Origin of the sequence: Catenuloplanes japonicus (assembly GCF_000717135.1) — a bacterium.
GTDB lineage: Bacteria > Actinomycetota > Actinomycetes > Mycobacteriales > Micromonosporaceae > Catenuloplanes > Catenuloplanes japonicus.
In genome coordinates, this window is sequence record NZ_JNXY01000053.1 from 1 (window position 1) to 24,431 (window position 24,431).

The 24,431-nt window shown below is 71.5% G+C and carries 20 protein-coding genes; 12 read left to right on the top strand and 8 right to left on the bottom strand.

What is annotated here, in order from left to right:
• Window positions 1–115: 115 nt before the first annotated feature.
• Window positions 116–739 (bottom strand): macro domain-containing protein, encoded by a 624-nt coding sequence (locus tag OP04_RS46765; protein WP_033346544.1) that lies wholly within the window; start codon window positions 737–739, stop codon window positions 116–118.
• 60 nt (window positions 740–799) lie between these two features.
• Between OP04_RS46765 and OP04_RS46770 the strand changes: the two genes are divergently transcribed.
• Entirely contained in the window at window positions 800–2,362 is a 1,563-nt protein-coding gene (locus OP04_RS46770; protein WP_033346545.1) for an ADP-ribosyltransferase domain-containing protein, read from the top strand.
• On the opposite strand, the gene OP04_RS46775 is transcribed toward OP04_RS46770, so the two are convergent.
• Window positions 2,359–3,006 carry a response regulator gene (locus tag OP04_RS46775; RefSeq protein WP_033346546.1) on the bottom strand — a complete coding sequence of 216 codons (648 nt, stop codon included), beginning with the start codon at window positions 3,004–3,006 and terminating at the stop codon, window positions 2,359–2,361. The genes OP04_RS46770 and OP04_RS46775 overlap by 4 nt on opposite strands.
• Window positions 3,003–4,091 (bottom strand): sensor histidine kinase, encoded by a 1,089-nt coding sequence (locus tag OP04_RS46780; RefSeq protein WP_232324008.1) that lies wholly within the window; start codon window positions 4,089–4,091, stop codon window positions 3,003–3,005. Before OP04_RS46780 ends, OP04_RS46775 begins: the two co-directional genes overlap by 4 nt.
• A 109-nt stretch (window positions 4,092–4,200) precedes the next feature.
• Here OP04_RS46780 and OP04_RS56295 point away from each other — a divergent pair, with 109 nt between their 5' ends.
• The 3 genes from OP04_RS56295 to OP04_RS46795 all read left to right on the top strand — a co-directional run bounded on the left by OP04_RS56295 (window position 4,201) and on the right by OP04_RS46795 (window position 5,756).
• Window positions 4,201–4,569: a DUF6069 family protein gene (locus OP04_RS56295; protein WP_033346547.1), complete on the top strand. Its 369-nt coding sequence runs from the start codon at window positions 4,201–4,203 to the stop codon at window positions 4,567–4,569.
• Between the two features lie 301 nt (window positions 4,570–4,870).
• Entirely contained in the window at window positions 4,871–5,383 is a 513-nt protein-coding gene (locus OP04_RS46790; protein WP_157241300.1) for a hypothetical protein, read from the top strand.
• 10 nt (window positions 5,384–5,393) lie between these two features.
• Window positions 5,394–5,756 carry a hypothetical protein gene (locus OP04_RS46795; RefSeq protein WP_232324009.1) on the top strand — a complete coding sequence of 121 codons (363 nt, stop codon included), beginning with the start codon at window positions 5,394–5,396 and terminating at the stop codon, window positions 5,754–5,756.
• Window positions 5,757–5,782: 26 nt separating this feature from the next.
• Here OP04_RS46795 and OP04_RS46800 read toward each other — a convergent pair whose 3' ends face one another.
• Window positions 5,783–6,529, bottom strand: a complete 747-nt coding sequence (locus OP04_RS46800; RefSeq protein ID WP_051800143.1) for a response regulator transcription factor — start codon at window positions 6,527–6,529, stop codon at window positions 5,783–5,785.
• Window positions 6,530–6,725: 196 nt separating this feature from the next.
• Between OP04_RS46800 and OP04_RS52760 the strand changes: the two genes are divergently transcribed.
• Window positions 6,726–6,965, top strand: coding sequence for a hypothetical protein (locus tag OP04_RS52760; RefSeq protein WP_085067341.1), 240 nt, complete (start codon window positions 6,726–6,728; stop codon window positions 6,963–6,965).
• A 52-nt stretch (window positions 6,966–7,017) separates the two neighbouring features.
• On the opposite strand, the gene OP04_RS46805 is transcribed toward OP04_RS52760, so the two are convergent.
• The 3 genes from OP04_RS46805 to OP04_RS46815 are packed head-to-tail and all read right to left on the bottom strand — an operon-like array spanning window position 7,018 to window position 14,607.
• Window positions 7,018–11,901: a DNA repair ATPase gene (locus tag OP04_RS46805; protein ID WP_051800147.1), complete on the bottom strand. Its 4,884-nt coding sequence runs from the start codon at window positions 11,899–11,901 to the stop codon at window positions 7,018–7,020.
• 11 nt (window positions 11,902–11,912) lie between these two features.
• Window positions 11,913–13,925, bottom strand: a complete 2,013-nt coding sequence (locus OP04_RS46810; protein ID WP_033346551.1) for an SPFH domain-containing protein — start codon at window positions 13,923–13,925, stop codon at window positions 11,913–11,915.
• A gap of 52 nt (window positions 13,926–13,977) precedes the next feature.
• Complete coding sequence (locus OP04_RS46815; RefSeq protein WP_033346552.1) at window positions 13,978–14,607, bottom strand: OB-fold-containig protein; 630 nt, start codon at window positions 14,605–14,607, stop codon at window positions 13,978–13,980.
• Between the two features lie 249 nt (window positions 14,608–14,856).
• Between OP04_RS46815 and OP04_RS46820 the strand changes: the two genes are divergently transcribed.
• The gene (locus OP04_RS46820; protein WP_033346553.1) at window positions 14,857–15,375 is read left to right on the top strand and encodes a GNAT family N-acetyltransferase; all 519 of its coding nucleotides are present in this window, start codon (window positions 14,857–14,859) and stop codon (window positions 15,373–15,375) included.
• Between the two features lie 131 nt (window positions 15,376–15,506).
• Here the strand turns inward: OP04_RS46820 and OP04_RS46825 are convergent, their stop codons facing one another.
• Window positions 15,507–16,484 (bottom strand): RlpA-like double-psi beta-barrel domain-containing protein, encoded by a 978-nt coding sequence (locus OP04_RS46825; protein WP_232324010.1) that lies wholly within the window; start codon window positions 16,482–16,484, stop codon window positions 15,507–15,509.
• Between the two features lie 218 nt (window positions 16,485–16,702).
• Here OP04_RS46825 and OP04_RS46830 point away from each other — a divergent pair, with 218 nt between their 5' ends.
• From OP04_RS46830 to hutH, 6 genes are all read left to right on the top strand, one after another.
• Entirely contained in the window at window positions 16,703–17,545 is an 843-nt protein-coding gene (locus tag OP04_RS46830) for a MurR/RpiR family transcriptional regulator (RefSeq protein ID WP_033346554.1), read from the top strand.
• 72 nt (window positions 17,546–17,617) lie between these two features.
• Window positions 17,618–19,240, top strand: coding sequence for a urocanate hydratase (gene hutU, locus OP04_RS46835; protein WP_033346555.1), 1,623 nt, complete (start codon window positions 17,618–17,620; stop codon window positions 19,238–19,240).
• On the top strand, window positions 19,237–20,436 hold the full coding sequence (locus OP04_RS46840) for an allantoate amidohydrolase (RefSeq protein ID WP_033346556.1): 1,200 nt from the start codon (window positions 19,237–19,239) through the stop codon (window positions 20,434–20,436). The genes hutU and OP04_RS46840 overlap by 4 nt, the downstream gene beginning before the upstream one ends.
• Complete coding sequence (locus OP04_RS46845; protein WP_033346569.1) at window positions 20,433–21,740, top strand: formimidoylglutamate deiminase; 1,308 nt, start codon at window positions 20,433–20,435, stop codon at window positions 21,738–21,740. Before OP04_RS46840 ends, OP04_RS46845 begins: the two co-directional genes overlap by 4 nt.
• Entirely contained in the window at window positions 21,728–22,888 is a 1,161-nt protein-coding gene (gene hutI, locus OP04_RS46850) for an imidazolonepropionase (RefSeq protein ID WP_033346557.1), read from the top strand. The genes OP04_RS46845 and hutI overlap by 13 nt, the downstream gene beginning before the upstream one ends.
• The gene (gene hutH / locus OP04_RS46855) at window positions 22,885–24,420 is read left to right on the top strand and encodes a histidine ammonia-lyase (RefSeq protein WP_033346558.1); all 1,536 of its coding nucleotides are present in this window, start codon (window positions 22,885–22,887) and stop codon (window positions 24,418–24,420) included. Before hutI ends, hutH begins: the two co-directional genes overlap by 4 nt.
• The last annotated feature ends 11 nt before the right edge of the window (window positions 24,421–24,431 follow it).

Genomic DNA, 24,431 nt, shown 5'->3' on the forward strand with positions numbered 1-24,431 from the left:
ACGCTGCCGGACCACGCCGGAAGCGGGAAATGAATGAGATCTTGATCTGGGTTGTCGCCTCCCGGCCGACGCGAATACCGGCGGCGAGGCGCGGGCCCGACCGTCGCGTCAGCTTCTAGCGCCGGATGCGGACCCTCTCGGTGGCCGGGGTGAGCTGGGCGGTGACGGTGTCGCGGAGGTCGGACCAGTCGGTGAAGGCGTGGTCCTGGAAGAGGGTGTAGGCGGCCCACATCAGGTTGGCGCAGATCTGCGGCGGGACCTTGCCGGTGGCGGCGCCCATGCCGACCAGCGCGAGTGAGCTGATGCTGCCGCGCTGGACCGCGTTCTGCATGTGGACGGCCTGGAAGGCGGCGGCGCAGGCGAGTGCCACGTTGAGCGTCTCGCGCACGTTCTCCGCGGAGTGCTCCATGGTGGGCGTGGAGATCAGGTAGGCGGGGTTGGCGGCGCCGGACGGGACGCAGACCGCGCTGCCGATCGGGAGCGTGCCGTCGAAGGCGTCGCGGATGGCGCGCTGGACGCGCAGCTGGATGCCGGGGCCGAGGTGGCGGTGGATGACGCCGTCGACGCCGCCGTTCATCGCGCCGTGACTGTTCGTCGGCGTGACCCAGGCGTCGGCCTTCTGGGTGAGGATCGAGCCCTTGACGATGGTGACCTCGGGGTTCTCCGCGAAGGCGGAGCGCCAGGCGTCGACGACCTTGGCGTTGACATCGGTGAGGACGACGGAGAGCTGCGTTGTCATGCGGGGCACCATATTTCGGGGGTACGACATTGTCGGACCCTGCCGCTACGGTCCCCGGTCATGACGGAGACGAACGACCCGCTGGCGCTCGCCGAACTGTTCGCGGGCGGGGGTGAGGCGTGGCTGCCGGTGCTGCGGCCGGTGATCGCGCGGCCGGGTGCGGAGGCGTTCATCGGGCCGGAGCGCGGGCCGGGTGTGGTGCCGGTGCGGGAGCTGACGTTCCAGGCGCTGAAGCCGAATCCGCCGGCGAAGTGGAAGGTGGTGGTGTTCGGGCAGAACCCCTATCCGCGGCCGGAAAGCGCGACCGGGATCGCGATGTTCGACAACACGTTCCATGACTGGGCGGACAGCCAGTTCGGCCGGGTGGTGAGCATTCGCTGCATCATCAAGGCCGCGGCGATGTGGAAGTACGGGATCGCGAAGAAGACGCCGATCGCGGACATCCGGGCGCTGCTGAGGAAGCAGGAGACGGTGCAGCCGCCGGAGTGGTTCCAGGCGATGCTGGCCCAGGGTGTGCTGCTGCTGAACGCGTCGCTGACCGCGAGCAGCGACGGTGCGATGGGGACGGACGCGCACACCGGCTTCTGGCGTCCGGTGGTGGAGCAGATCGTCGAGGAGATCCTGCGGGCCAAGCAGGAGTCGGCGGACCCGGCGGACCGGGGCGTGGTGTTCGCCTGGTGGGGCGCGCACGCCCGTACGTTGAAGGCCCTGGTCAAGCGTCTGGAGCCGCGCTTCCCGGACGTCGAGGTCCGGCACATCGACCATCCGAACCCGGCCGCGCAGGGTGACATCTTCTGCGACGGCGACCACTTCTCCGTGGTCAACGCGGCGCTGGCGTCGCTGCGGCTGGACCCGATCGACTGGCTGCCGAGCACGGGGTGGAACGCGGCCGCGGCCGACGCGGACCGGATGGGCGCGTTCATCACGTCCACGATGGAGCTGCATCAGCTCTATCTGGAGCGGCTGGCGAGCGTCAAGGACGAGGGCCGTACGCTGCCGGCGATCACCGGGGTGGCGGGCACGCCCACGATGGACTTCCTGTCCGCGATGGCGCCGGTCGCGGCCGTGCTGCGCGGGCTGGACGCGCAGGCGAAACGGTCGCTGCGGTTCGCGGAGCAGGCGGATCGGGAGGAAACGCTGACCGTGGACGAGATCGCGGCGGTGCACCTCTACACGTGCGAGTCCGCGTTCTACCGGGAGATCAACGCGACGCTGCGGCACCCGGACCGGTCGCGGATCATGCCGTACCTGGGCTATCTGCGCCTGCTGTTCGCCGCGCTGGGCCGGCTGCCGGCCCGGACCGCGCCGCTGTGGCGCGGCGTGGCGCTGGACATGCGCGCGCAGTACCCGGTGGGCCGCACCGTGACCTGGTGGGGCGTGTCGTCGTGCACGTCGGAGCTGGGTGTGGCGCGGTCGTTCCTGGGCGGCCGGGGGCGGCGGACGCTGTTCGAGGTCCGGCCGCTGCGGGCGGTGGGGATCCGGCGCTTCTCCGCGTTCACCGGCGAGGAGGAGTTCATCCTGGCCCCGGGCACGCAGCTGACCGTGACCGAGGTGGTGTCGGAGCGCGGCGGCCTGTCCACGGTCCGGCTGGCCGAGGTGGAGGGGGACCGGATGGTCGCCTAGACGAGTCCGGCGTCGTGGGCGAGCAGCGCGATCTGGGTGCGGTTGGTCAGGGCGAGCTTGGTCAGGATGTGCGAGACGTGCGCCTTGACCGTGGTGACGCTCATGCCCAGCGCGGCCGCGATGTCCGCGTTGGCGCTGCCCCGGGCGATGGCGAGCACCACGTCACGCTCGCGCGGGGTGAGGCCGGCGAGCGTGGCGCGGGCGCGCTCGTAACCGGCTGCCCCGGTCGCGACCTGCTGCATGAGGCGGCGGGCGACGGACGGGGACAGGCTGGGCTCGCCCGCGGCCGCGGTGCGCACGGCGGCGGCGATCCGGTCCGGCGGCGTGTCCTTGAGCAGGAAGCCGCCGGCGCCGGCCCGCAGCGCGCGCACGATGTGATCGTCCGTGTCGAACGTGGTCAGCACGATGATCTCCGGCGGCCGGGGGCGGGCGCGCAGGCGCTGGGTGGCCACGATGCCGCTCATGCCCGGCATGCGGATGTCCATCAGCACCACGTCCGGCGCGTGCCGGTCGACCGCGGTGATCGCGGCGGCGCCGTCCGCGGCCTCGCCGACCACGACGATCTCGCCGGCGCCGTCCAGCATCATGGTGAGCGCGCCGCGGACCAGCGGGTCGTCGTCGACGATCAGGACACGGATGGTCATGCGGGCTCCGGCAGCGTGGCGGTCAGCTGGAAGCGGCCGTCAACGGTCTCGTGGGTGAGCGCGCCGCCGGCCAGCTCCACCCGCTCGGCCAGCCCGATCAGCCCGGTCCCGGCGCCGCGCGTACCGCCGGGCCCGGACCGGTTCCGCACCGTGATCACGGCGCCGTCGAAGATCAGGCTCACCGGCGCGCCGGACGCGTGCTTGCGCGCGTTGGTCAGCGCCTCCCGCACGATCCGGTAGGCGAGGTCCGCGTCCGGTGGCGTGCCGTCGACGGACACGGACTGGCCGGCCGCGCGCGCCTCCTCGATCAGCCGGTGGATGCCGGCCGCGTCGTGGGCCGCGGTCGGCGCGTCCGCGTCGTCCGCCGGGTCGTCGCGGTGCAGCAGCGTGATCACCTGGCGCAGTTCGTCGAGGGCCCGGTGCGCGCTGTCCCGGATCACGCCGGCCGCCGCGGTCATCCGTTCCGGCGGTGCGTCCGGCCGGTACTCGAACGCGCCCGCGTACGTCGCGAGCAGCGACAACCGGTGGGCGAGCACGTCGTGCATCTCGCGGGCGATCCGGGTGCGCTCGGCCCGCCGCGCCTCCTCCACCCGCTGTCGTTGCTGCTCCTCGGCCCGCCGGGCCCGGTCCCTCCACTCGTCCAGCAGGTTGCGCCGCGCCTGCGCCCAGACACCCCAGCCGAGCACGGCCGCATAGGCCAGAGCCATGAGCAGGAGCCACCAGGGGTACGCCAGCCCCGGCACCGGCCGCCACAGCCCCTGGGCGGCCTGCCCTGCCACGCCGGCGAGCGTGACGGTGAGCGCCTGGCGCAGCGGGCGGCTCCGCGCGGTGTGCAGCACGGCGAAGCCGGCCACCGGCGTCACGACCGGCGACAGCGCGGTGAGCAGACCCGCCGCGACGCCCCCGGCGACCGGCGCGCGCAGCACCCAGGCGCTGACGGCCAGCGATACGACGGCCAGGGCGGCGTCCAGCGCGATCAGGGCGGGCGATGCGTCCGTCACCGCCGACCAGAGGCTGATCGCGGTGATCACACCGACCGCGGGCACGGTCACCGCGGTCGCGACCGTGAGTGGGCGAGGATTCACGTGCTGACCGTATCGGCCGGTCATCGGCCCGCACCACCTACCGAAGTAGGTGCTGGGCGTGCGCCCGGTCGGATGTGGCGGGCGTGGTCCCGGCCGCACGCTGCCTTCCATGACGAACAAGCTGATTGTCCCGGTGGCGGCGATGGTGACGGGCGGCGTGGCGTACGCGCTGATGCATTGGATCGTGGGTCTTGATCTTCACGCCGGCGGCCGCGAGGTGACGCCGGCCCCGGTGCTGATCACGGCCGCGCTGGCCGGTCTGGCCGGGTGGGTGCTGCTGGCGGTGCTCGCCCGCTTCACGGCGCGGGCGCTGCGGGTGTGGACCGTGATCGCGGTGGTCGTGCTGGCGGTGTCACTGCTCGGCGCGGCGGGCGGGGACGGGGTGGGGTCGGTGCTCGGGTTGGTGTCGCTGCACCTCACGGTGGGGGTCACGATCATCGCGGGGATGCGGGGGCGGCCGGATCGCCGAAACACCTGACATTCGTGGCGGCCGCTCGCTAGGGTGCTGATCGACCTGACCGTCTCGGCGAAAACGGATGCATGGCGCGACCAGGAGGAACCCCGCACGGCGGCGATGGTGGCACGACGCCCCACGACGGTTCTGCCGACAACGGCGCGTCACCGGGCACCGGAGCTACGGCGACCCGTCGACGGGCATCGTCGGAGGCCAGCAGGTCGCCCGCGCCCACGCCGACGTGGGGCGCGGGAACGAGGCCGGCGGCGCGGGAGACCAGCCGCAGGCGTCCGAACCCCCACCGCGCTACTCCGACGACCCTGACGTGGACGCGGCGATGGCGGAGTATCACGCCTACGGTGAGACGCCGCCACGATTCGACATGGCGGAGAATGACCGCATGTACGGCGGCACCGGAGCAGACGCGGCGCACACCCTTGACCGGCACGGGCCCGACATTCCACTCGAGCGGGACCCGAACCAGCAGACCATCGAGGGCCGGATCCACGGCGATGACGGGTGGGGCGGAGAGAGCAACTGGTCATATCGGTGGTCCGATGAGGCGAGCCTCAATCGCACCGTCAACCAGTACGTCGCGCAGAACTGGGACGCCATCCGGACCGATCTGGTGCTCGACGGCGCCCACGACGGCGTGCTGATCGCCGACCGGCCGATCGGGCAGGGTTACTACAACAGCGGCATGTACGGCACGGGCCCCCGCCAGGCGGCCTACTCGGAAACCAATCTCGGCGTCATCCGCATCCGCACCGTACCGGGGTCGGACCCGCCGAGACCGTACGTCCTGACGACGTTCCCGTCACCCGCTCCGACCCCGTAAAGGTTGACCCATGGATATGTCTGCCCTTCCCGACCCGATGCGCGCGCGGATCGCGGCGGTGAATGCGCAGTCGGCGATGGAGACTCTGCAGAAGTTCCTGCTGACGGATATCTCGGACATCGGTGGGCTCGACGAGCTCGAGGCCGACCTCCGCTCGGTGGCCCGCACCAGCACCCGATCACACGAGCGGAAGCTGGCGGCCATCGAGGCCGTCCTCGCGGATCCGCCGCCGGCCGGGCAACTGGCGCAGTTGGTCGCCTGGAGCGGCAATCGCAGCCTGGACGACCCGTCGGACGCGGGTGCCGCGGCGTTCCTCCGCGAGGTAGCCGAGCTGCTGCGCACCGTCATCGCCGAGGCGACGCCACGACGCTGAGCCTCACGACCGCCGGGTCTGTTCGCCTAGGCGAACAGGCTCTCCAGGTCCGCCGCGGAGGTGAGCGACTGGGTGGCCTCGGGACGCGGCGGGAGGACGAGTTTGTAGCCGACCTGGCGGACGGTGCCGATCATGGACTCGTATTCGGAGCCGAGTTTGGCGCGGAGGCGGCGGACGTGGACGTCGACGGTGCGGTGGCCGCCGAAGTAGTCGTAGCCCCAGACCTCGCGCAGCAGCTGGTCGCGGGTGAAGACACGCCCGGGGTGCTGGGCCAGGAACTTGAGCAGCTCGAACTCCTTGTACGTGAGGTCGAGCGGCGTGCCCTTGAGCTTGGCGGCGTAGGTCGCCGGGTCGATGATCAGCTCGCCGGCGGTGATCATGCCGTTCGCGCCGGCGGCCTGGGCGGTGCGGCGGGCGGTGACGAGCCGGAGCCGGGCCTCGATCTCGGCGGGGCCGGCCGTGGCGAGCACCACATCGTCGAGCGCCCACTCGGCGGAGACGGCAGCGAGGCCGGCCTCGTCGACGACCGCGAGCAGCGGGCTGGAAAGGCCGGTGGCGCGCAGCAGGCGGCAGGTGTCGCGGGCCTCGGCGAGGCCGGAGCGGGCGCCCAGTCCGTGGCAGCCGTCGACCATCACGATGTCCGGGTTCGGCCCGCTGATCAGCGCGGAGACGTCCCGGGGGGCCACGCGCAGCGTGTGCGGCAGCAGGTCGAGCCCGGGAAGGACCCGGCGGGCGCGCTCGCCGGCGATGGCGGTCATCAGAAGGATCTCCATGGTGCCCTACCCCCGGGATGTGCGATCGGAAAGATCAGCGTCCAGCAGCTTTGTTTCCATTTGGTGATCGCAGGATTCCGGGTGGCGAACACCACGTTTACCCAGGGAGATCACTTCTGAAGTGCAGTTAAGTCGTAACCGAACCGATCAAGATCAAGATATTCGAGTTCGGCGTGACCTGGGGTACGGTCCGGTAGTGAGAGTCGAATGCCACTGGTGGAACGGGAACCGCACCCCAAAGGGTCGTCGCGACGTCTACATCCGTACGGATGGGTCGCGCTGGGAGGTCGAGGCGCAGATCGGCGGCGCTTCCGGCAAATCCAAGGTCCAGGAGTGCCCCAGCCAGGCCTCGGCCGTGATCCTCGCCAACGCCTGGCGGGGCTCCAACCCGAGCTGGTTGGAGGTGCCTCAGCCGCGCACCCCCGCGCACAGCTGAGACACCGGCGCCGTGGCAGCGGCGCCCGCAACAGCAGGTAGACAAAAACCCCTCAGGATGTCGTCGACCGCGTCGCCGCCGCGGCGCGGTCGATGGCCACCTCCACCGAGGCGACGCGGTCCGCCAGCAGTCCGACCGCACCGATCGCCCGGCTCATCGGGTCGTCCCCGGCCCCGCCCAGCGCGGCCTGCCGGAGGAAACCGGCCTTGACCTCGGTCCAGCGGGCCTCCTGAGCGGGCGACATGCGCCCCCGCAGCGAGGCGAGCTTCAGCAGGTTCGCCTCCGCGCCGCCGGTGAGCGTCTGCGCCTCACCCAGGTAGTGGTCGTCGATCGCGAGCTCCAGCTCCGCGTCGTTCATCACCGGCACCACGCGTTCCGCCAGCTTGTTCATGTTGCGGTACGAACCCTGCAGCTTGAACGGCGGCTCCGTGCGCGACGCCTCGGCCTGCGCCGCGGACGCGATGTAGGCGCGGTTGACCGTGAGCACGACCTCCTGGATCCGCAACAGCTTGCGCAGCACCGCGAGGATGCCGTCCAGCTCGACCGCGGAGTACGGGTGGGCGAGCTTGTCCGCCTGCGCGGTCTCGTCGCCGCGGGCCAGCCGGACCAGCAGCTCGATGTCGCCGCGTTCCCGGGTGGAGAGCGGCGCGAGCACCGCGTTCGACGTCAGCGCGTTCTCGATGTAGCTGAGCGCGAACAGATCCTCACGCCCGGAGAGTACGTCGCCGAGGTTCCACACGTCGGCCCGGTTCGCCAGCATGTCCGGGATGCGGAAACGCTGGCCGGTCTCCGTGTACGGGTTGCCGGCCATGCACACCGCGAACCGCTTGCCGCGCAGGTCGTACGTGCGGGTGTCGCCCTCCCAGACGCCCTCCATCCGCCGCTGCGCGTCACAGAGCGAGATGAACTTCTGTAGCAGCTCCGGGTTGGTGTGCTGGATGTCGTCCAGGTAGAGCAGGACGTTGTTGCCCATCTCCAGCGCGAACGAGATCTTCTCCACCTCTTGGCGCGCGGTCGCGTTCGGCGCCTCGGCCGGGTCGAGCGAGGTGACGTCGTGCCCGAGCGCCGGGCCGTTGACCTTGACGAACACGAGTCCGAGCCGGCTGGCCACGTACTCCATCAGGGTGGTCTTTCCGTATCCGGGCGGGGAGATGAGCAGCAGCAGGCCCATCTGGTCGGTGCGCTTCGCGTCGCCGGCGGCGCCGAGCTGGCGGGCCAGGTTGTCGCCGATCAGCGGCAGGTAGACCTCGTCGAGCAGACGGTTGCGGACGAACGCGCTCATCACCCGCGGCGTGAACTCGTCCAGCCGTAGCCGGGCCCGTTCCGCGACCGCGAGCGCGCTGCGTTGCCGCTGGTACTCGCGGTAGGCGGGCATCCGCTCCTCACGGAACCGCCGGGTGCGCGGCAGGAACTCGTCCAGGCGGATCGGGAGCGCACGCTCCGTGATCCGGGGATGCGCACCGAGCAGGCCGGTGACGTCCTCGTGCAGCGACGCGGACGAGTCGTGCCGGGGCAGGTCCGCGGCCAGCAGCAGCGCCACGGCCTCCGGCAACTCGGGCGGGTCTGCCACATCGGTGGAGGCCAGGTAGGCGCCGAGCCAGGCGGACGCGAGCTGGTGCCGTGCGGCCAGGTCGTCGAGCGCGCGCAGGTCCTCGTCGAAGTCGCGTCCCGAGGGCGCGGCCGCACCGCCGAGTGCACGGCGGAAACGATCCAGCAGGGTACGGGCACCGGCGCTGGTCGCGAACCCGAACGGCTGCCCGCCCAGCTCCTCCACCAGGTACTCCCCCACCTGATCCGGCTCGTCGACCGGCAGCCCGGCCTCGCCGAGGAAGACGGCGGCGTCCGCGCCCAGCGAGGAGGCCAGCTCGGACAGCGCCGGACCCGCGGTGCCGAAGACCGCACGGGCCCGGATCAGCGACGAGGCCCGGCGGATCCAGACAGCGCGATCATGGTCGGAGACGCCGAAGGCCCAGAACAACTGCGCCGACGCCCGCACCGCCGCCGGGTAGCGCAGCAGCCCCGCGCCCGCGTGCAGGCGCAGCAGCGCGTCGAGGATCAACGCGGCGTCGACGTCGTGGACGCCTCGCTCGTACCCCTCGTCGTATCTGGTCTCGGCTTCTCTGCGGACCACCTCGCGCAGGTCGGGCGCGGCACGCAGCGCGTCGGGCGACCGGCTCGCGAGCAGCGTGGCCGCGAGGTGCTCGGCCCGGTAGACGTCCGCGGACTCGGAGGCGAGCAGCTGCTCCCAGAACGGCCGGGTGGCCGCGAACGCGGGGTCGCGGACCGGCGAGCGGAAGTCCGTGGCCGTGACCGCGAACGTCATCTCGCCGTCGTGCGGCACCATGGTCAGGTCCACGGCCTGGGTGTTGACCGCGAACCGGTGCTTGCCCAGCCGGATCGTGCCGCCGCCGTCCGCGAACAGGTCGAGGCGGTCCCGCAGCGACCGGCCGGCCTCCTGGCGTGCGGCCTTGACCCGGCCGACCAACTCCTCCGCGCGCACGCTGTCGCCGAGCGTACGCAGCTCGTCCGCGACGGAGTGCAGCTTCGCGACCATCGGGTCGGTGGCGAAGTACGTGTTGACCTCGTCAAGCGTGCCGAGCGTGGCGACCCGGCGGCCGACGCTGCCGAGGATGCGCTCGGCGGAGTCGACGAGCCGGTCCGCACGCCGGGAGCGGTCGTCGAGCAGCGCCTGCTTGCGGGACGAGAACGCCTCGTAGACGTCGGTGCGCTTGGTCGACAGCTGCGCCAGGAAGTCGTCGAAGTCGGAGAACCGGGACTCCAGGTTCTCCAGCTGCAGCATCAGGCGGCCGAGCTGCTCGTCGCAGCGGTCCGGCGTGTCCGCGGCCGCGAGCGCGCCGGTGATGGCCTGCCCGAGCAGCGCGAACTCGGCCGAGAACTCGGCGCGGCCCTCGCGGTCGAGCAGCGAGCGGCGTCGGCCCTCCAGGACCGCGCGGGCCCGGTTGAGGCCGCCGAGGACCTCGCCGACGCGCTCCAGGATGCCGACCCGGACCGTGGCGTCCGCGATGTCGAGCGTGCCGACCACCTCGGTGACGGTCTGCAGGCCGATGGCCTGGGTGTCGATCTGTTCCTGGACCGCGGCCGAGGACGCGACCGTCTCAATGTTGCCGGCGGAAGCCTCAAGATCTTCAACAACCGTGTGATAGGCCGCGAACGCGTCCGCCTCGCTCAGAAAGGCGACGGCACGCTGGGCGAAAGACCCGGTCTCCGCCTCAAGCTCACGTAACAGCGCCTCCAGCGCCGCAAGGTCCACATAGCGCACCTCACGCAGCGAGCCCAGCCGCCCCTGCGCCGCGCGCAGCGCGGCCAGCCGAGTGATCCACTCCGGCGTGGACGTCGGCGTCTCACCGCGCGACCGCCGGATCATGGCGTTGATCTCGGAGGACGCGGTGCCGAGCGCGGTCGCGGCCTGCGCGGTGAGCGCCTGGACCTTCTCGAACTCGTCCAGCACCTGCGACGCGGTGGTCCGCACCTCGGTCAGCGGCGTGCGCAGGTCGCCGAGCTCGGTCTCGCCCAGCCAGTGGTAGTTGTCGAACGCGCGCGTGCAGGCCGCGATCAGGCCCTCGTAGACGGCCTGGGACGGGCTCATCTCGCCGACCATCCGCGCGACCGAGACCGCCTCGGAGATGCCGCGGACCAGCTCCGCGTTGCCGATCCGGGCCAGCGTGCCCTCACCGGCCGGCTGGGCCGCCGCGAACGTGTCGGACAGGAAAGGCGTCTGCCAGACCTGCACCGGGTGGACGCGCGTCGGCTCGTCACTGACCGAACGGAACACGATCAGCGTGCCGTCGTCGAAGAGCGAGTACCCGTGGCAGGTGAACGGGTTCGCGACCTCCTTGCGGATCAGGTTGTACGGCAGCAGCAGGTAGCGGCCCTCGTCGCGCGCGTGGAAGACGTAGAGCACGTCCTCGCCGTTCGGCGACCGGATGACCTTCTCGAACTCCAGGCCCGCGACGTCGGTGTCGAACGTCTTCACGATGCCGGTGTCGAGGTAGTAGCCGCCCGGGAAGATCAAACCCTGGTCCTCCGGCAGGCGCTGGCAGGCCTGGCCGATGCCGTCCAGCCGCACCACGGTCCTGGTCCGGGTGTTGAACACCAGGTACCGGAAGACCGTCTCCTTGTACGGAAGGATCTTGAGCAGGAGGAGCGTGCCGACCCGGGCGTACGCGATCTCCGCGTCCGCCAGGCTCTGCAGCGGCTCGTCGACCGGCTCGCCGTAGATCCCCTCGCCGTCCTCGGTGTTGTTCTCCACCTTGATGGTCAGCGTGCCGCCGACCGTCTCGACGAAGACCTGGTCCTCGATCGAGATGTGCGGGTGCCGGCCGAGGACGTGCTGGTCGCGGGTGGTCTCGGTCCACTCGAAGTCGTGCGCGGGCGGGAACACGTGCTCGCGCTCGCCCCGGTTGTCCAGGTAGGAGACCGTACCGTCGGGGGCGATCTGCCAGCGCAGCACGCGCAGGTCGTCCGCACGGGCGCCGGTCTGGAAGACGGCCAGCAGCCGCCCCTCCGTCCGGCGCAGCTGCAGCAGCTTCGTCTGCCGGTAGTACTTGTAGAGCTCCGCGAAGTCGCGCTGGAAGCGCTCGTCGTCCAGCAGGCCCGGCAGCGGTCCCGGCTCATCAATCCTGAAAGCGTCGCCGGTACGGCCGAAGCCGTGCAGCGCGAAGACGTCGTTGATGGACGTCTCCGACTTCAGGCCGATGAAGACGTTGTAGCCGAAGAGCATCAGCCCGCCCACGGACACGATGTCCCGCGGCACGCAGTTGTTCTCGGTCCGGATCCGCTCGGTGCCGAGCAGGCGCAGTTCCGCACCGCCGAACGTCTCCGCGCGCTGGGCGTTGAGACGTTCGGCGCGGCGGGCGAGCTCCGCGGCCTGCTCGGCGAGCCGGCCGCGGAGAACCTCGTAGGTGCCGGCGTCCATGGCCTGCTCGGTCACTTGGCGCCCGGGGTCAGCTCGGCGACGGGCTTGTCCGCGACACCGAGGCGGCGCGCGCTCTCCAGCAACTCACGCAGTTTGGCCTCGTCGGCGCTGCTGGCGGACTTCATCTGCTGGAGGAGGAACGCGGACAGCGTCAGGTTCGACACGTCCGAGGTGGAGATCGCGCCGAGCAGCTTGCCCAGGTCGGCGGGGAGGTTGCCGTTGCCGTTCACGTACGGGGCAACGAGCGACTGGGCCACGTCGGAGTTGGCCACGAACCCGTCGATGCTCTTGCCGAGCGTGATCGAGCCGAGCAGCTTGTCGAAGAAGACGCTGTCGCCACCGACGATGTCGATGTTGGCCTTCTCCAGCCCGGCCGCGACCACCATCGCCTGCGACTCCGCGACCTGGCGGTGCACGTCGATGCCGGCCAGCCGGATCTCCTTCTCCGCCTCCAGGCGCAGCCGGTACTCCTCGTGCTCACGCGACGCGTCGGAGAGCGCGGCCATCGCCGCGGCCTTCTCGGTGAGACCCTCGGCCTCGCCCTTCAGCTTCTCGCGCAGCGCGTCCGCACCGGCCAGGGCCTTCTCCCGATCGACGATCGCCTCGGCGCGGCCGACCTTCTCGATCGCCTCCGCGTTGCGCTCACGCACCTGCACGTCCGCGAGACCCTCGGCGGCCGCGGTGGCCTGCGCGGCCTCGGCCAGCCGGATCCGGGCCCGGGTGTCCAGCTCCGCGGCCTGCTGACGGGCCTCGGCGAGCACCAGCTCCTCGCGGGCCTTGAACTTCGCGGCCTGCTCCGCGGCCTCGGCGGCCTTGATGTTCTTGACCAGGCCCTCCTGCGCGGCGGCCTCGGCGTGGATGATCACCGACTGGCGGGTGCGCTCGGCCTCCTCGACCACGCGCAGCCGCTTGATGTTCTCCTCCTGCTCGGCCACGGTCTTCTCGACCGCGATCCGCTCCCGGATCACCTCGGCGATGGCCCGCTTCTCGGCCTCCACCTCCTTGTCCTTGGAGATGGTGGAGAGCTCGGTCTCGCGCTGGCGGCCGATGACCTCCAGCATGCGGTCCTTCTCGATGCGCTCGGTCTCGATCGCGATGACGCGCTCACGGTTCTTCGCCGCGACCGCGATCTCCCGGGCCTGGTTCTCGGACTGGATGCCGAGCTGCTCCTCGGTGCGCAGGTCGGCCGTGCGCGACCGGAGCCGCTCCTCCGCGTACACCTTCGCGGTCTCGGCCTCCTCGCGGGCACGCATGGTCTCGATCTCGCGCTTCTGGCGGATCTCCGCCTCGGCCTGGCGGCGCTGCAGCTCGAGGATGGCCTCACGGGCGTCGACGTTCTGCCGCGTGATCTCCTTCTCCTCGTTGCGCGTGAACTCGTTCGTCTTCACGGCCTCGACCGCGGTCAGCTCGGTGATCTTCCGGATGCCCTGGGCATCCAGGATGTTCTTCGGGTCCAGGCGGGAGACCGGCGTCTGCTCCAGGTAGTCGATCGCCGCGTCCTCCAGGCTGTAGCCGTTGAGGTCGGTGCCGATCACCGCGATGATCTGGTCGCGGAACTCGTCGCGCTTCGTGTAGAGGTCCACGAAGTCGAGCTGCTTGCCGACCGTCTTCAGCGCCTCGGAGAACTTCGCGTTGAACAGCTCCTGCAGCGTCTCCTGGTCCGAGGCGCGCGCGGTGCCGATCGCCTGCGCCACCTTGATGACGTCCTCGACGGTCTTGTTCACCCGCACGAAGAACGTGATCCGGATGTCCGCACGGATGTTGTCCCGGCAGATCAGGCCCTCGTTGCCGGCCCGGTCGATCTCGATCGTCTTCACCGAGATGTCCATGATCTCGGCCTTGTGCAGCACCGGCATCACCACGGCGCCGGTGAACGTGACGTCCACCTTCCGCACCTTGGAGACGATCAGCGCCTTGCCCTGCTCCACCTTGCGGAACAGCCGGCTGACCAGGAACACGAGCCCTAGGAGGACGAGCAGGACCACGGCGAGAAGCACGCCGAGACCCGTGGTGATCACATCCATCAAGAAATCCCTTTTCGGTACGAGAAAGGTGGGGGTTTTTAATGCGCGATGATTACGCGGAAACGGCGTCGACCGGCATGACCCAGAAGAACTCGCCGTCCGCGTCGAAGTCGTAGATGATGGCTTTCGAACCGGCCCGGAAGACTTCGGCACCAGGCTGCCGCACCTGAATGATCGAAGACGAACCGTCCGCCGCATGCACCTCGGCCTGGCCGAACGTGGCCGTGACCGACCCGGTGCGGATCACGCAGGTGGCGCCCATGAAGTCGCCACGCGACGGCTGCGGCCCGATCGGCATGATCCGGGAGAGCAGCCCCGCCAGCACCCGGGTGATCCCGAACGCGAGCACCAGCGCCACGACCAGCACCAGCAGGGAAAGCGCGATCATGAGGCCGCCGCTCAGGTCGGTGGTGCCGAGCGCCACGGTGCCGGCCAGGCTCGCGAACCAGGCGAACGCCACCAGCAGCGAGAGGATCACGGTGACCGGCACGCCGCCCAGCCCCAGCCAGGCCAGCGCGCCGGAGATCCCGCCCAGCTCCGCGCCGTCACCGGCGTCACCGTCCAGGCCGTCGACGTCCGCACCGCCGAAGACGACGAGAAGCCAGTAGCCGACCACCACTACGAGCAGGAAACTGAACAACACCGCCGGGAACCCCAGCGCGGCATCGACGAATCCACCCATCGTGGCAGCAGCCTCCTGTGGCCCGTGTCTCGCGCCGGCCCGCCCGGCCAGCGCTTTCGACAGCCACGATGATGGCACAACCGGTCAAGGTCAACGATCAACTGCGCGACCGTGGCCTTTTCTCATCGGCATCGTCACGATTCCGCGCAGCATTCTTCGCACATTCTTCGTACTCCCGGCGCCTGAGACACGGGTCCCACTTCGCCACCGCGCAGCGAGACAGTGGCGCTCAGCGATGAAAATGGTCGGATGAACGTGGTCTGGCAGGTGGATCCGCGGCTGGACGAGCGGCTCCGCGAGGAGATCGTCAACCTCTGGCACGCGGCGTCGGAGGCCGGCGGCGCCGTCGGTTTCGTGCCCCCGGTCGAGCGCGACGCCGTGGCCGCGCTGGCCCGCGCCACCTTCGCCGGCATCGAGGACGGCGAGGACCGCCTCCTGGTCGGCCACGACGAGGGCCGGCTGATCGGTCTCCTGTTCTTCGCGAGCAACCGGTTCCACCTCAAGATGCACTGGCGCACGCTCAAACGCGTGATGATCCACCCCGAGACCCAGGGCCGGGGGTACGGCCGGGCGCTCCTCGCCGAGGCCGAGCGCGTGGCCCGCGCCTCCGGCTGGGAGGCCCTGCACCTGACGGTCCGCGCCGGCAACGGCACCGAACGCTTCTACCGGCTGGCCGGCTACAAGGAGGTCGGCCGCCTCCCCAACGCCATCCGCGTGGCCCCCGGCGACTCCCGCGACGAGATCCACATGTGGCTCCCGCTCCGCTGAGCTGCCGGCTTGCTCAACACTTGACTTCACACCCGACTCGCCGGGTATGAAGTCAAGTGCGAGGTCGCCGTGCGCGGACATCCGCCGCCCCAGGATCCCGACGGCCTGCGGCGCGGTCCGCCGAACACGCCCTAGCCGCAGGCCGTCTTCTGGGCCTGGAGCGTCGTGGCGGCCAGGGGCTGGACGTTGATCGCGTCGTCGGTCGCGGGAGCGGAGACGGAGGGCGACGCGGAAGCGGAGGCCGAGGCGGAAGGCGACCCGGACGGGGACGGGGAGGCAGATGCGGAGGCGGCCTTCGCGGGGGCGGGAGCGGCCGCGGCGGCACCGCCGCCGGAGGCCGAGCCGGTGTTGGCGCCGGAGCCGTACATCTTCACGCCGCTGGACTGGGTGGAGCCGGGGGACAGCGTGACGCCGTCGACGGTGGCGGTGTTGCCCTGCACGTCGGTGGCCTTGATCGTGTACGGGCCGGGGCCGAGGCCGCTGTCCGCCTGCCAGTAGTTGTAGTCGTACTTCTTGAGCGTCACGAAGCTGCCGCCGGCGGTCTTGGCCTGCACGGATTTCAGCGCGTTGCCGGTGTTGTCGAGGCGCACGGAGAACCAGAACGCGGACGCGCCCTCCTTGATCCGGAAGGTGAGCGGGCCGGGCAGCGGCGGGTTGACCACCGGGCTGTAGCTGACCGCGATGATGCCGTCGACCGGGTTGCCGATCTTCGCGAACGCCTCCTTGCTGAGGTCGATGTGGCCCTGCGCGCACTCCGGGCACTGGTCGACGACCTTGACCCGGACCTTGCCCTTCGGGCCGCTGACGTCCAGGTATCCGCCGCAGGCGGCCGCGTCCGCGTATTCCCCCGGGCCCATGGCCACGTGCAGCAGGTCCGCGGGCGGGCCGTCGTAGGAGCAGTTGCCGCCGCCACCGGCGATGTCGTAGAACGTGGCCTTGCCGCTGAGCGCCGCGGCGCACGCGGCGGACGAGCCGGTCTGCAGCATCAGCGCCAGCCCGATCACACCGCCGAGCGCGGCGACACCGGCGGCGGCCAGCCAGGCGACCGGGGATTTCGGCCGGCGGCGTTTGCCGGGAAGCGTGGACAGCACAGTCGTCTCGTCATGCACGACTCCGGATGCTTCCGCACGGTGTGTAACCACACCAGGGTTCTAAGAGAGACCTAAGGCAAAGTCCCCCGAACGCCGTCGTCCGATCATCGAGTCCTTTTCGACGTGGTCCCAACCCGTGTGCCCCCGTCCCGTCGACCTATGCGTCGTGTCGGCCCGCTCGCCAGGTGGAAAATCGCCCGCTGGACTCTGAATAAGTTTATGCATACGATCGACCGATGAATGGAAAGAGCGCAGATCGGGTGCTCGCGCTCTTCGCCGACGTCCGGCTGACGCCGACGCAGCGCCGGATCGCGCACACGCTGGTCCAGCACGCCGGCGAGGCGGCCTGGCTGTCCGCGGCCGAGGTCGCGGACCTGGCCGGCGTCAGCCAGCCCTCGGTGACCCGGTTCGCGATGGCGCTCGGCCACGACGGTTACCCCGCGTTACGGCAGCAGTTGCGCGCCGCCGCGGCCGACTCCCCCGCCGGGACGGCGGAGGACCCCCCCAACGAAGTGCAGCATGCGGTACGGCAGGAGATGGCCAACCTGGATCGGCTGGCCGCGGACCTCGCCGACGAGGACCGTCTCACCGGTGCGGGCGCGCTGCTGGCCGCGTCCCGGCCGCTGCCGGTGATCGGGCTGCGGGCCGCCGCGCCGCTCGCCGCCTACTTCGGGTTCTTCGCCGCGAAGGTGCTGCCGGACGTGCGCGTGCTGGACACCGGCGGCACGCTGCTCACCGATCGGCTGGAACAGGCCCGTGCCGCCGGGGCGAGCGCCATGCTGGCGTTTGTGCTGCCCCGATACCCCCGCGAGACGCTGGACGCGCTGGCCGAGGCGCGCACGCTGGGCCTGCGGACCGTGGTGATCACGGATTCGCCGGTCAGTCCGGCGGCGGAGGACGCGGGCGTGACGCTGATCGCGCGCGTCGGCGCCGGGCTGGTCTTCGACCTGCACACCGCGCCGATGACGCTGGCCATGGTGCTGCTGCAGGCGATCTGCGACGCGGCGCCGGACGAGGCACAGCGGCGACTGGAGGAGTTCGAGACCTCGGCCGCCCGGCGGCAGATTTTCGTCCCCTGACCCCCGGCTGCCGCCCCGACCCCCTGTACCCGACTAAAGACCGAGCTTGTGATCTTGGAGGTTGGAGAGCTGATGTCGATCAGGGCGCCACGGGGCACCACACGCACCGCGAAGGGCTGGCCGCAGGAGGCCGCGCTGCGGATGCTGATGAACAACCTCGACCCGGACGTGGCCGAGCGCCCGGAGGATCTGGTCGTCTACGGCGGGACCGGGCGCGCCGCGCGGGACTGGCCGTCCTATCACGCGATCGTGCGGGAGCTGGGCGAGCTGGCGGACGACGAGACGCTGCTGGTGCAGTCCGGGCGGCCGGTCGGCGTGTTCCGCACGCACGAGTGGGCGCCGCGCGTGCTGCTGGCGAACTCGAACCTGGTCGGCGACTGGGCGACCTGGCCGGAGTTCCGGCGGCTGGAGAAGCTCGGGCTGACCATGTACGGGCAGATGACCGCCGGTTCGTGGATCTACATCGGCACGCAGGGCATCCTGCAGGGCACCTACGAGACGTTCGCGGCCGTGGCCGCGAAGCGGTTCGGCGGCTCGCTGGCCGGCACGCTCACGCTGACCGCCGGGTGCGGTGGCATGGGCGGCGCGCAGCCGCTGGCCGTGACCATGAACGGCGGCGTGTGCCTGATCGTGGACGTGGACCCGGCCCGGCTTCAACGCCGGGTGCAGACGCGCTACCTCGACCGGGTCGCCGCGGACCTGGACGAGGCGGTCACGCTGGCGCTCCAGGCGAAGAAGGAGCGGCGGGCGGTCTCGATCGGCGTGGCCGGGAACGCGGCGTCCGTCTTCCCCGAGCTGCTGCGCCGCGGCGTCGAGATCGACATCGTGACCGATCAGACCTCCGCGCACGACCCGCTCTCCTACGTGCCGCTCGGCGACGTCGACGGGCTGACCGAGGAGGAACACACCGTGCGGGCGCGCGCGTCGATGGCCGCGCACGTGGAGGCCATGGTCGGGTTCCAGGACGCGGGCGCGGAGGTGTTCGACTACGGCAACTCGATCCGCGGCGAGGCCCAGCTCGGCGGCTACCAGCGCGCGTTCGACTTCCCCGGGTTCGTGCCCGCGTACATCCGGCCGCTGTTCTGCGAGGGCAAGGGCCCGTTCCGGTGGGCCGCGCTCTCCGGCGACCCGGCGGACATCGCGGCCACGGACCGCGCGGTGCTGGACCTGTTCCCGGAGAACGAGTCGCTCGCCCGGTGGATCAGGCTGGCCGGGGAGCGCGTCGCGTTCCAGGGGTTGCCGGCGAGGATCTGCTGGCTGGGGTACGGCGAGCGCGACCAGGCCGGCGTCCGCTTCAACGAGATGGTGGCGTCCGGCGAGCTGTCCGCCCCGGTCGTGATCGGCCGTGACCACCTGGACTGCGGGTCGGTGGCGTCGCCGTACCGCGAGACCGAGTCGATGTTGGACGGTTCCGACGCGATCGCGGACTGGCCGCTGCTGAACGCGCTGCTCAACACCGCGAGCGGCGCATCCTGGGTGTCGCTGCACCACGGCGGCGGCGTGGGGATCGGGCGGTCGCTGCACGCGGGGCAGGTGTGCGTGGCGGACGGGTCCGCGCTGGCCGGCGAGAAGATCCGCCGCGTGCTGACCAACGACCCCGGGATGGGCGTGATCCGGCACGTGGACGCGGGCTATCCGGAGGCCGCCGAGGTCGCGTCCGAGCGCGGCGTGAAGATCCCGATGGCGGCCTCATGAGCGCCTTCACCGACCTCTGGCACGACATTTCCGACATCGGCGGCACGGATAAAACCGGATATATCCGGTTTGCCTGGACGGCGGCGGAGTGGGAGCTGCGCACGTGGTTCCGCGCCCAGGCAAAGCTGCGCGGCCTGGAGTACGAGGTCGACGGCAACACCACCCTGTGGGCCACCTGGAACCCGTCCGGGTCGAGCGAAACCGCGGTCGTCACCGGCAGCCACTTCGACTCCGTGCCGCACGGCGGCGCCTACGACGGCCCGCTCGGCATCGTCTCCGCGTTCCTCGCGATCGACCGGCTCCGCGCACAGGGGGTCGTCCCGGCCCGGCCGATCCGGATCGCGGCGTTCGCGGAGGAGGAGGGCTCCCGCTTCGGCATCGCCTGCCTCGGCTCCCGGCTGATGACCGGCGTCTTCGACCCGGACAGGGCACGCGCGCTGACCGACCGCGACGGCATCACCCTGGCGAGTGCGCTGGAGGAATACGACTTCGACCCCGCGCGGCTCGGCCCCGACCCCACCCGCCTCCGCGACACGCACGCGTTCGTCGAGCTGCACGTCGAGCAGGGCCGGGCGCTCGCCGTACCCGTGGGGATCGGCTCGTCGATCTGGCCCCACGGCCGCTGGCGGATGGACTTCACCGGTGAGGGCAACCACGCCGGCACCACGCTGATGACCGACCGGCACGATCCGATGCTGACCTACGCGTTCACGGTGCTGGCCGCGAACAAGGAGGCCCGCGTGCTCGGCGCGCACGCCACGGTCGGCCGCGTCGCGGTGCATCCGAACGCGACGAACGCGATCCCGTCCCGGGTGACCGGCTGGCTGGACGCGCGCGCGGCGACGTCGGAAACTCTCGGCACGCTGGTCTCGTCGCTGAGTGCCAAGGTCGCGACCAGGTCGGCCAAGGACGGCACCACCGTGGAGATCACCGCCGAGTCCACCACCGGCGAGATCGGCTTCTCGGACGCGCTCGTCCGGCGCTGCCGCACCACGCTGGGTGAGCGGACACCGGTGCTGCCGACCGGCGCCGGCCACGACGCGGGCGTGCTGTCCGGCGTGGTGCCGACCGTGATGCTGTTCGTGCGCAACCCGACCGGCGTCTCGCATGCGCCCGCCGAACGCGCGGACGACGAGGACTGCGAGGCCGGCGTGGAGGCGCTGGCCGCGGTGCTGGAGGAGCTGGCATGCCGGTGACGAGCTGGCACGCGGACCACGCCTGGCTCGGCGATGCGCCGGCTTCGGACGTGCTGATCACGGCGGATCGCGGGCGGTTCACGTCAGTGACGCCGGGCGTGCCACGGCCGCCGCACGCGGAACGGCTGCGCGGGCTGACGCTGCCGGGGCTGGCGAACGCGCACTCGCACGCGTTCCACCGGGCGCTGCGCGGGCGCACCCACGCGGGGCGGGGCACGTTCTGGACGTGGCGCGAGCAGATGTACGCGGTCGCGGACCGGCTCACGCCCGCGCGCTATCTGGACCTCGCCCGCGCGGTCTTCGCGGAGATGGCGCTGGCCGGGGTGACGTGCGTGGGCGAGTTCCACTACCTGCACCACGGGCCGGGCGGGAAACCCTATGACGACCCCAACGAGATGGGTACGGCGCTGGCCGAGGCCGCGGCGCAGGCCGGGATCCGGATCACGCTGCTGGACACGTGTTATCTGACGGCGTCGGTGGGCGGGGATCCGCTCGACGGGCCGGCGCTGCGATTCGGTGACGGGTCGGCGGCGGCGTGGGCTGCGCGGGTCTCGACATTCAACGTTGATCCACATGCCCGTCTCGGGGCCGCCGTCCACTCCGTGCGCGCCGTCCCGCCGTCACAGATGCCCGAGATCGTCGCGTGGGCCGACCGGCACGACGCACCGCTCCACGTGCACCTCTCCGAGCAGCGCGCGGAGAACGAAGCGACGCTGGCGGCTCACGGCCGCACCCCCACCGCGCTGCTGCACGACGCCGGCGCGCTCGGGCCGCGCACCACCGTCGTCCACGCCACGCACCTCACCAGCGCGGACGTCGGGATGCTCGGCTCGACCCGTACCCACGCATGCTTTTGCCCCACCACGGAACGCGACCTCGGCGACGGGATCGGGCCCGCCGCGGATCTCGCCGCCGCCGGCGCGCCGCTGTGCGTCGGCAGCGACAGTCACGCCGTCATCGACCTGCTGGAGGAGGCACGCGCCGTGGAGCTGCACGAACGCCTGCGCACCGAGCAACGAGGCCATTTCGGACCGCCTTTTCTGGTGCGGGCGGCGACGTCACACACCGCGCTGGGCTGGGACGATGCCGGGAGCATCACGCCCGGCGCCCGCGCCGACCTGGTCACGGTCACGCTGGACAGCCCGCGCACCGCCGGCATCGACCCGGCCGGCCTGATCTTCGCGGCCACCGCCGCGGACGTCACCGACGTGGTCGTGGACGGCGCCCGCATCGTCCAGGACGGCCGCCACCTGCGCATCGACGTCGCCCGCGAGCTGCGGGAGGCGATCGCGTGTCTCTCCTGATCGACAACATCGGCGAGCTGGTGACGAACGACGACGGTTACGGCCGGCTCACCACGCTCGCCCACGCGGCCGTCGTCATCGAGGAAGAGAAGATCATCTGGGTCGGCCGGTCCAAGGGCGCGCCCGCCGCGGACCACCACATCGACGCGGCCGGCCGCGCCGTGCTGCCCGGCTTCGTCGACAGCCACTCCCACCTGGTCTTCGCCGGGGACAGGGCGAGCGAGTTCGAGGCACGGATGGCCGGCAAGCCCTACACCGGCGGCGGCATCCGCACCACGGTCGCGGCCACCCGCGCGGCCACGGACGGCGAGCTGCGGGACGCGGCCCGGCGGCTGCGCGACGAGGCACTACGCCAGGGCACCACCACGATCGAGATCAAGAGTGGGTACGGCCTGTCCGTCACGGACGAGGCCCGCTCGCTGCGGATCGCCCGCGAGCTGTCCGAGGAGACCACGTTCCTCGGCGCGCACGTGGTCCCGCCGGAGTACGCCGACCGCGTCGACGACTACGTCTCGCTGGTCTGCGGCCCGATGCTGCACGCGGCCGCACCCCATGCGAAGTGGATAGACGTGTTCTGCGAGCGCGGCGCGTTCGACGTGGACCACGCACGCGCGATCCTCACCGTGGGCCAGGCGGCCGGGCTCGGCGTCCGGGTGCACGCGAACCAGCTCGGGCACGGTCCGGGCGTACAGCTCGCGGTGGAGCTGGACGCGGCCAGCGCCGACCACTGCACCCACCTGACGGACGCGGACGTGGACGCGCTGGCCGGCCGCGGCTGGACCGTGGCCACGCTGCTGCCCGGCGCGGAGTTCTCCACCCGGTCGCCCTACCCGGACGCACGACGGCTGCTGGACGCGGGCGCCACGGTCGCGCTGGCCACGGACTGCAACCCCGGCTCGTCGTACACGTCGTCGATGCCGTTCTGCATCGCGCTCGCGGTCCGCGAGATGCGCATGACGCCCGCGGAGGCGGTCTGGGCCGCGACCGCAGGCGGCGCCCGCGCGCTGCGCCGCGACGACATCGGCGTGATCAGGCCCGGCGCCCGTGCCGACCTGATCATCCTGGACGCCCCCTCCCACCTGCACCTGGCCTACCGGCCCGGGGTGCCGCTGATCAGCGAAGTCGTGCACAACGGAGTGAAACTATGACCGTCACCGTCACACCGCTCGGGGTTTCCGCCAGCGACGTCATCGCGGTGGCCCGGGAGTCCGCCACCGTCTCGATCTCGTCCGAGGCGCTGGAGAGCATGGCCCGCAGCCGGGAGATCGTCGACCGGATCGAGGCCGGCGGGCGTCCGGTCTACGGCGTGTCGACCGGGTTCGGTGCGCTGGCCAGCACGTACATCGACCCGTCCCGCCGCGCGGAACTGCAGCACGCGCTGATCCGCTCGCACGCGGCCGGGGTCGGCGCGCCGATGCCGCGCGAGGTGGTCCGCGCCATGATGCTGCTGCGCGTGCGGTCGCTGGCGCTCGGGCATTCCGGCGTACGCCCGCTGCTCGCCCAGGCGCTCGTCGACCTGCTCAACCACGACATCACGCCGTGGGTGCCGGAGCACGGCTCGCTCGGCGCGTCCGGCGACCTGGCCCCGCTGGCCCACTGCGCGCTGGTGCTGCTCGGCGAGGGCTGGGTGCTCGGCAAGGACGGCGCACGGCTCTCCTCTTCCCTCGTCCTCGCGGAGGCCGGGCTCGCGCCCATCGACCTCGGCGCCAAGGAGGGCCTGGCGCTGATCAACGGCACCGACGGCATGCTCGGCATGCTGCTGCTCGCGATCGAGGACGCGCGGCACCTGTTCACCATGGCGGACGTGACCGCGGCGCTCGCGGTCGAGGCGATGCTCGGCTCCGAACGCCCGTTCCTGCCCGAGCTGCACACCATCCGCCCGCACCCGGGCCAGGCCACGTCCGCCGCGAACATCCACCGGCTGCTCCAGGGCTCGTCCATCATGGACTCGCATCGCGACGACGTGGCGCATGCGGTCCAGGACGCCTACTCCATGCGCTGCGCGCCGCAGGTGGCCGGCGCGGCCCGGGACACGCTCGCGTTCGTCACCACCACGGCCGCGCGCGAGCTGGTCTCCGTCGTCGACAACCCGGTGGTGCTGCCGGACGGGCGCGTCGAGTCCACCGGAAACTTCCACGGCGCGCCGCTCGGCTTCGCCGCGGACTTCCTGGCCATCGCGGCCGCGGAGGTCGGCGCGATCGCGGAACGCCGCGTCGACCGGCTGCTGGACGTCACCCGCAACCGCGACCTGCCGCCGTTCCTCTCCCCGGACGCGGGCGTCAACTCCGGCCTCATGATCGCGCAGTACACGGCTGCCGGCATCGTCGCGGAGAACCGCCGGCTGGCCGCGCCCGCGTCCGTCGACTCGCTGCCGACCAGCGGCATGCAGGAGGACCACGTGTCGATGGGCTGGTCCGCGACCAAGAAGCTGCGGACCGTCCTGGACAACCTCACCAGCATCCTCGCGGTCGAGCTGCTCAGCGCGGTCCGCGGCATCCAGCTCCGCGCGCCGCTCACGCCGTCCCCGGCAGGCAGGGCCGCCGTCGCCGCGGTCGCCGCCTACGCGGGCGGACCCGGCCCGGACATCTTCCTGGCCCCGGCCATGGAGTCGGCGCGCGCGACGATCGCCGGACCGGACCTGCGCGCCTCCATCGAGGACGAGGTGGGCCGGCTGCCGTGAAAGAATCTCTC

What these genes read in the sequence shown, in the direction of transcription:
- OP04_RS46765 (WP_033346544.1), bottom strand. Translation starts at nt 739, where the DNA reads ATGACAACGCAGCTCTCCGTCGTCCTCACCGATGTCAACGCCAAGGTC.
- OP04_RS46770 (WP_033346545.1), top strand. Translation starts at nt 800, where the DNA reads ATGACGGAGACGAACGACCCGCTGGCGCTCGCCGAACTGTTCGCGGGC.
- OP04_RS46775 (WP_033346546.1), bottom strand. Translation starts at nt 3,006, where the DNA reads ATGACCATCCGTGTCCTGATCGTCGACGACGACCCGCTGGTCCGCGGC.
- OP04_RS56295 (WP_033346547.1), top strand. Translation starts at nt 4,201, where the DNA reads ATGACGAACAAGCTGATTGTCCCGGTGGCGGCGATGGTGACGGGCGGC.
- OP04_RS46795 (WP_232324009.1), top strand. Translation starts at nt 5,394, where the DNA reads ATGGATATGTCTGCCCTTCCCGACCCGATGCGCGCGCGGATCGCGGCG.
- OP04_RS46800 (WP_051800143.1), bottom strand. Translation starts at nt 6,529, where the DNA reads ATGGAGATCCTTCTGATGACCGCCATCGCCGGCGAGCGCGCCCGCCGG.
- OP04_RS46805 (WP_051800147.1), bottom strand. Translation starts at nt 11,901, where the DNA reads ATGGACGCCGGCACCTACGAGGTTCTCCGCGGCCGGCTCGCCGAGCAG.
- OP04_RS46810 (WP_033346551.1), bottom strand. Translation starts at nt 13,925, where the DNA reads ATGGATGTGATCACCACGGGTCTCGGCGTGCTTCTCGCCGTGGTCCTG.
- OP04_RS46815 (WP_033346552.1), bottom strand. Translation starts at nt 14,607, where the DNA reads ATGGGTGGATTCGTCGATGCCGCGCTGGGGTTCCCGGCGGTGTTGTTC.
- OP04_RS46820 (WP_033346553.1), top strand. Translation starts at nt 14,857, where the DNA reads ATGAACGTGGTCTGGCAGGTGGATCCGCGGCTGGACGAGCGGCTCCGC.
- OP04_RS46830 (WP_033346554.1), top strand. Translation starts at nt 16,703, where the DNA reads ATGAATGGAAAGAGCGCAGATCGGGTGCTCGCGCTCTTCGCCGACGTC.
- hutU (WP_033346555.1), top strand. Translation starts at nt 17,618, where the DNA reads ATGTCGATCAGGGCGCCACGGGGCACCACACGCACCGCGAAGGGCTGG.
- OP04_RS46840 (WP_033346556.1), top strand. Translation starts at nt 19,237, where the DNA reads ATGAGCGCCTTCACCGACCTCTGGCACGACATTTCCGACATCGGCGGC.
- hutH (WP_033346558.1), top strand. Translation starts at nt 22,885, where the DNA reads ATGACCGTCACCGTCACACCGCTCGGGGTTTCCGCCAGCGACGTCATC.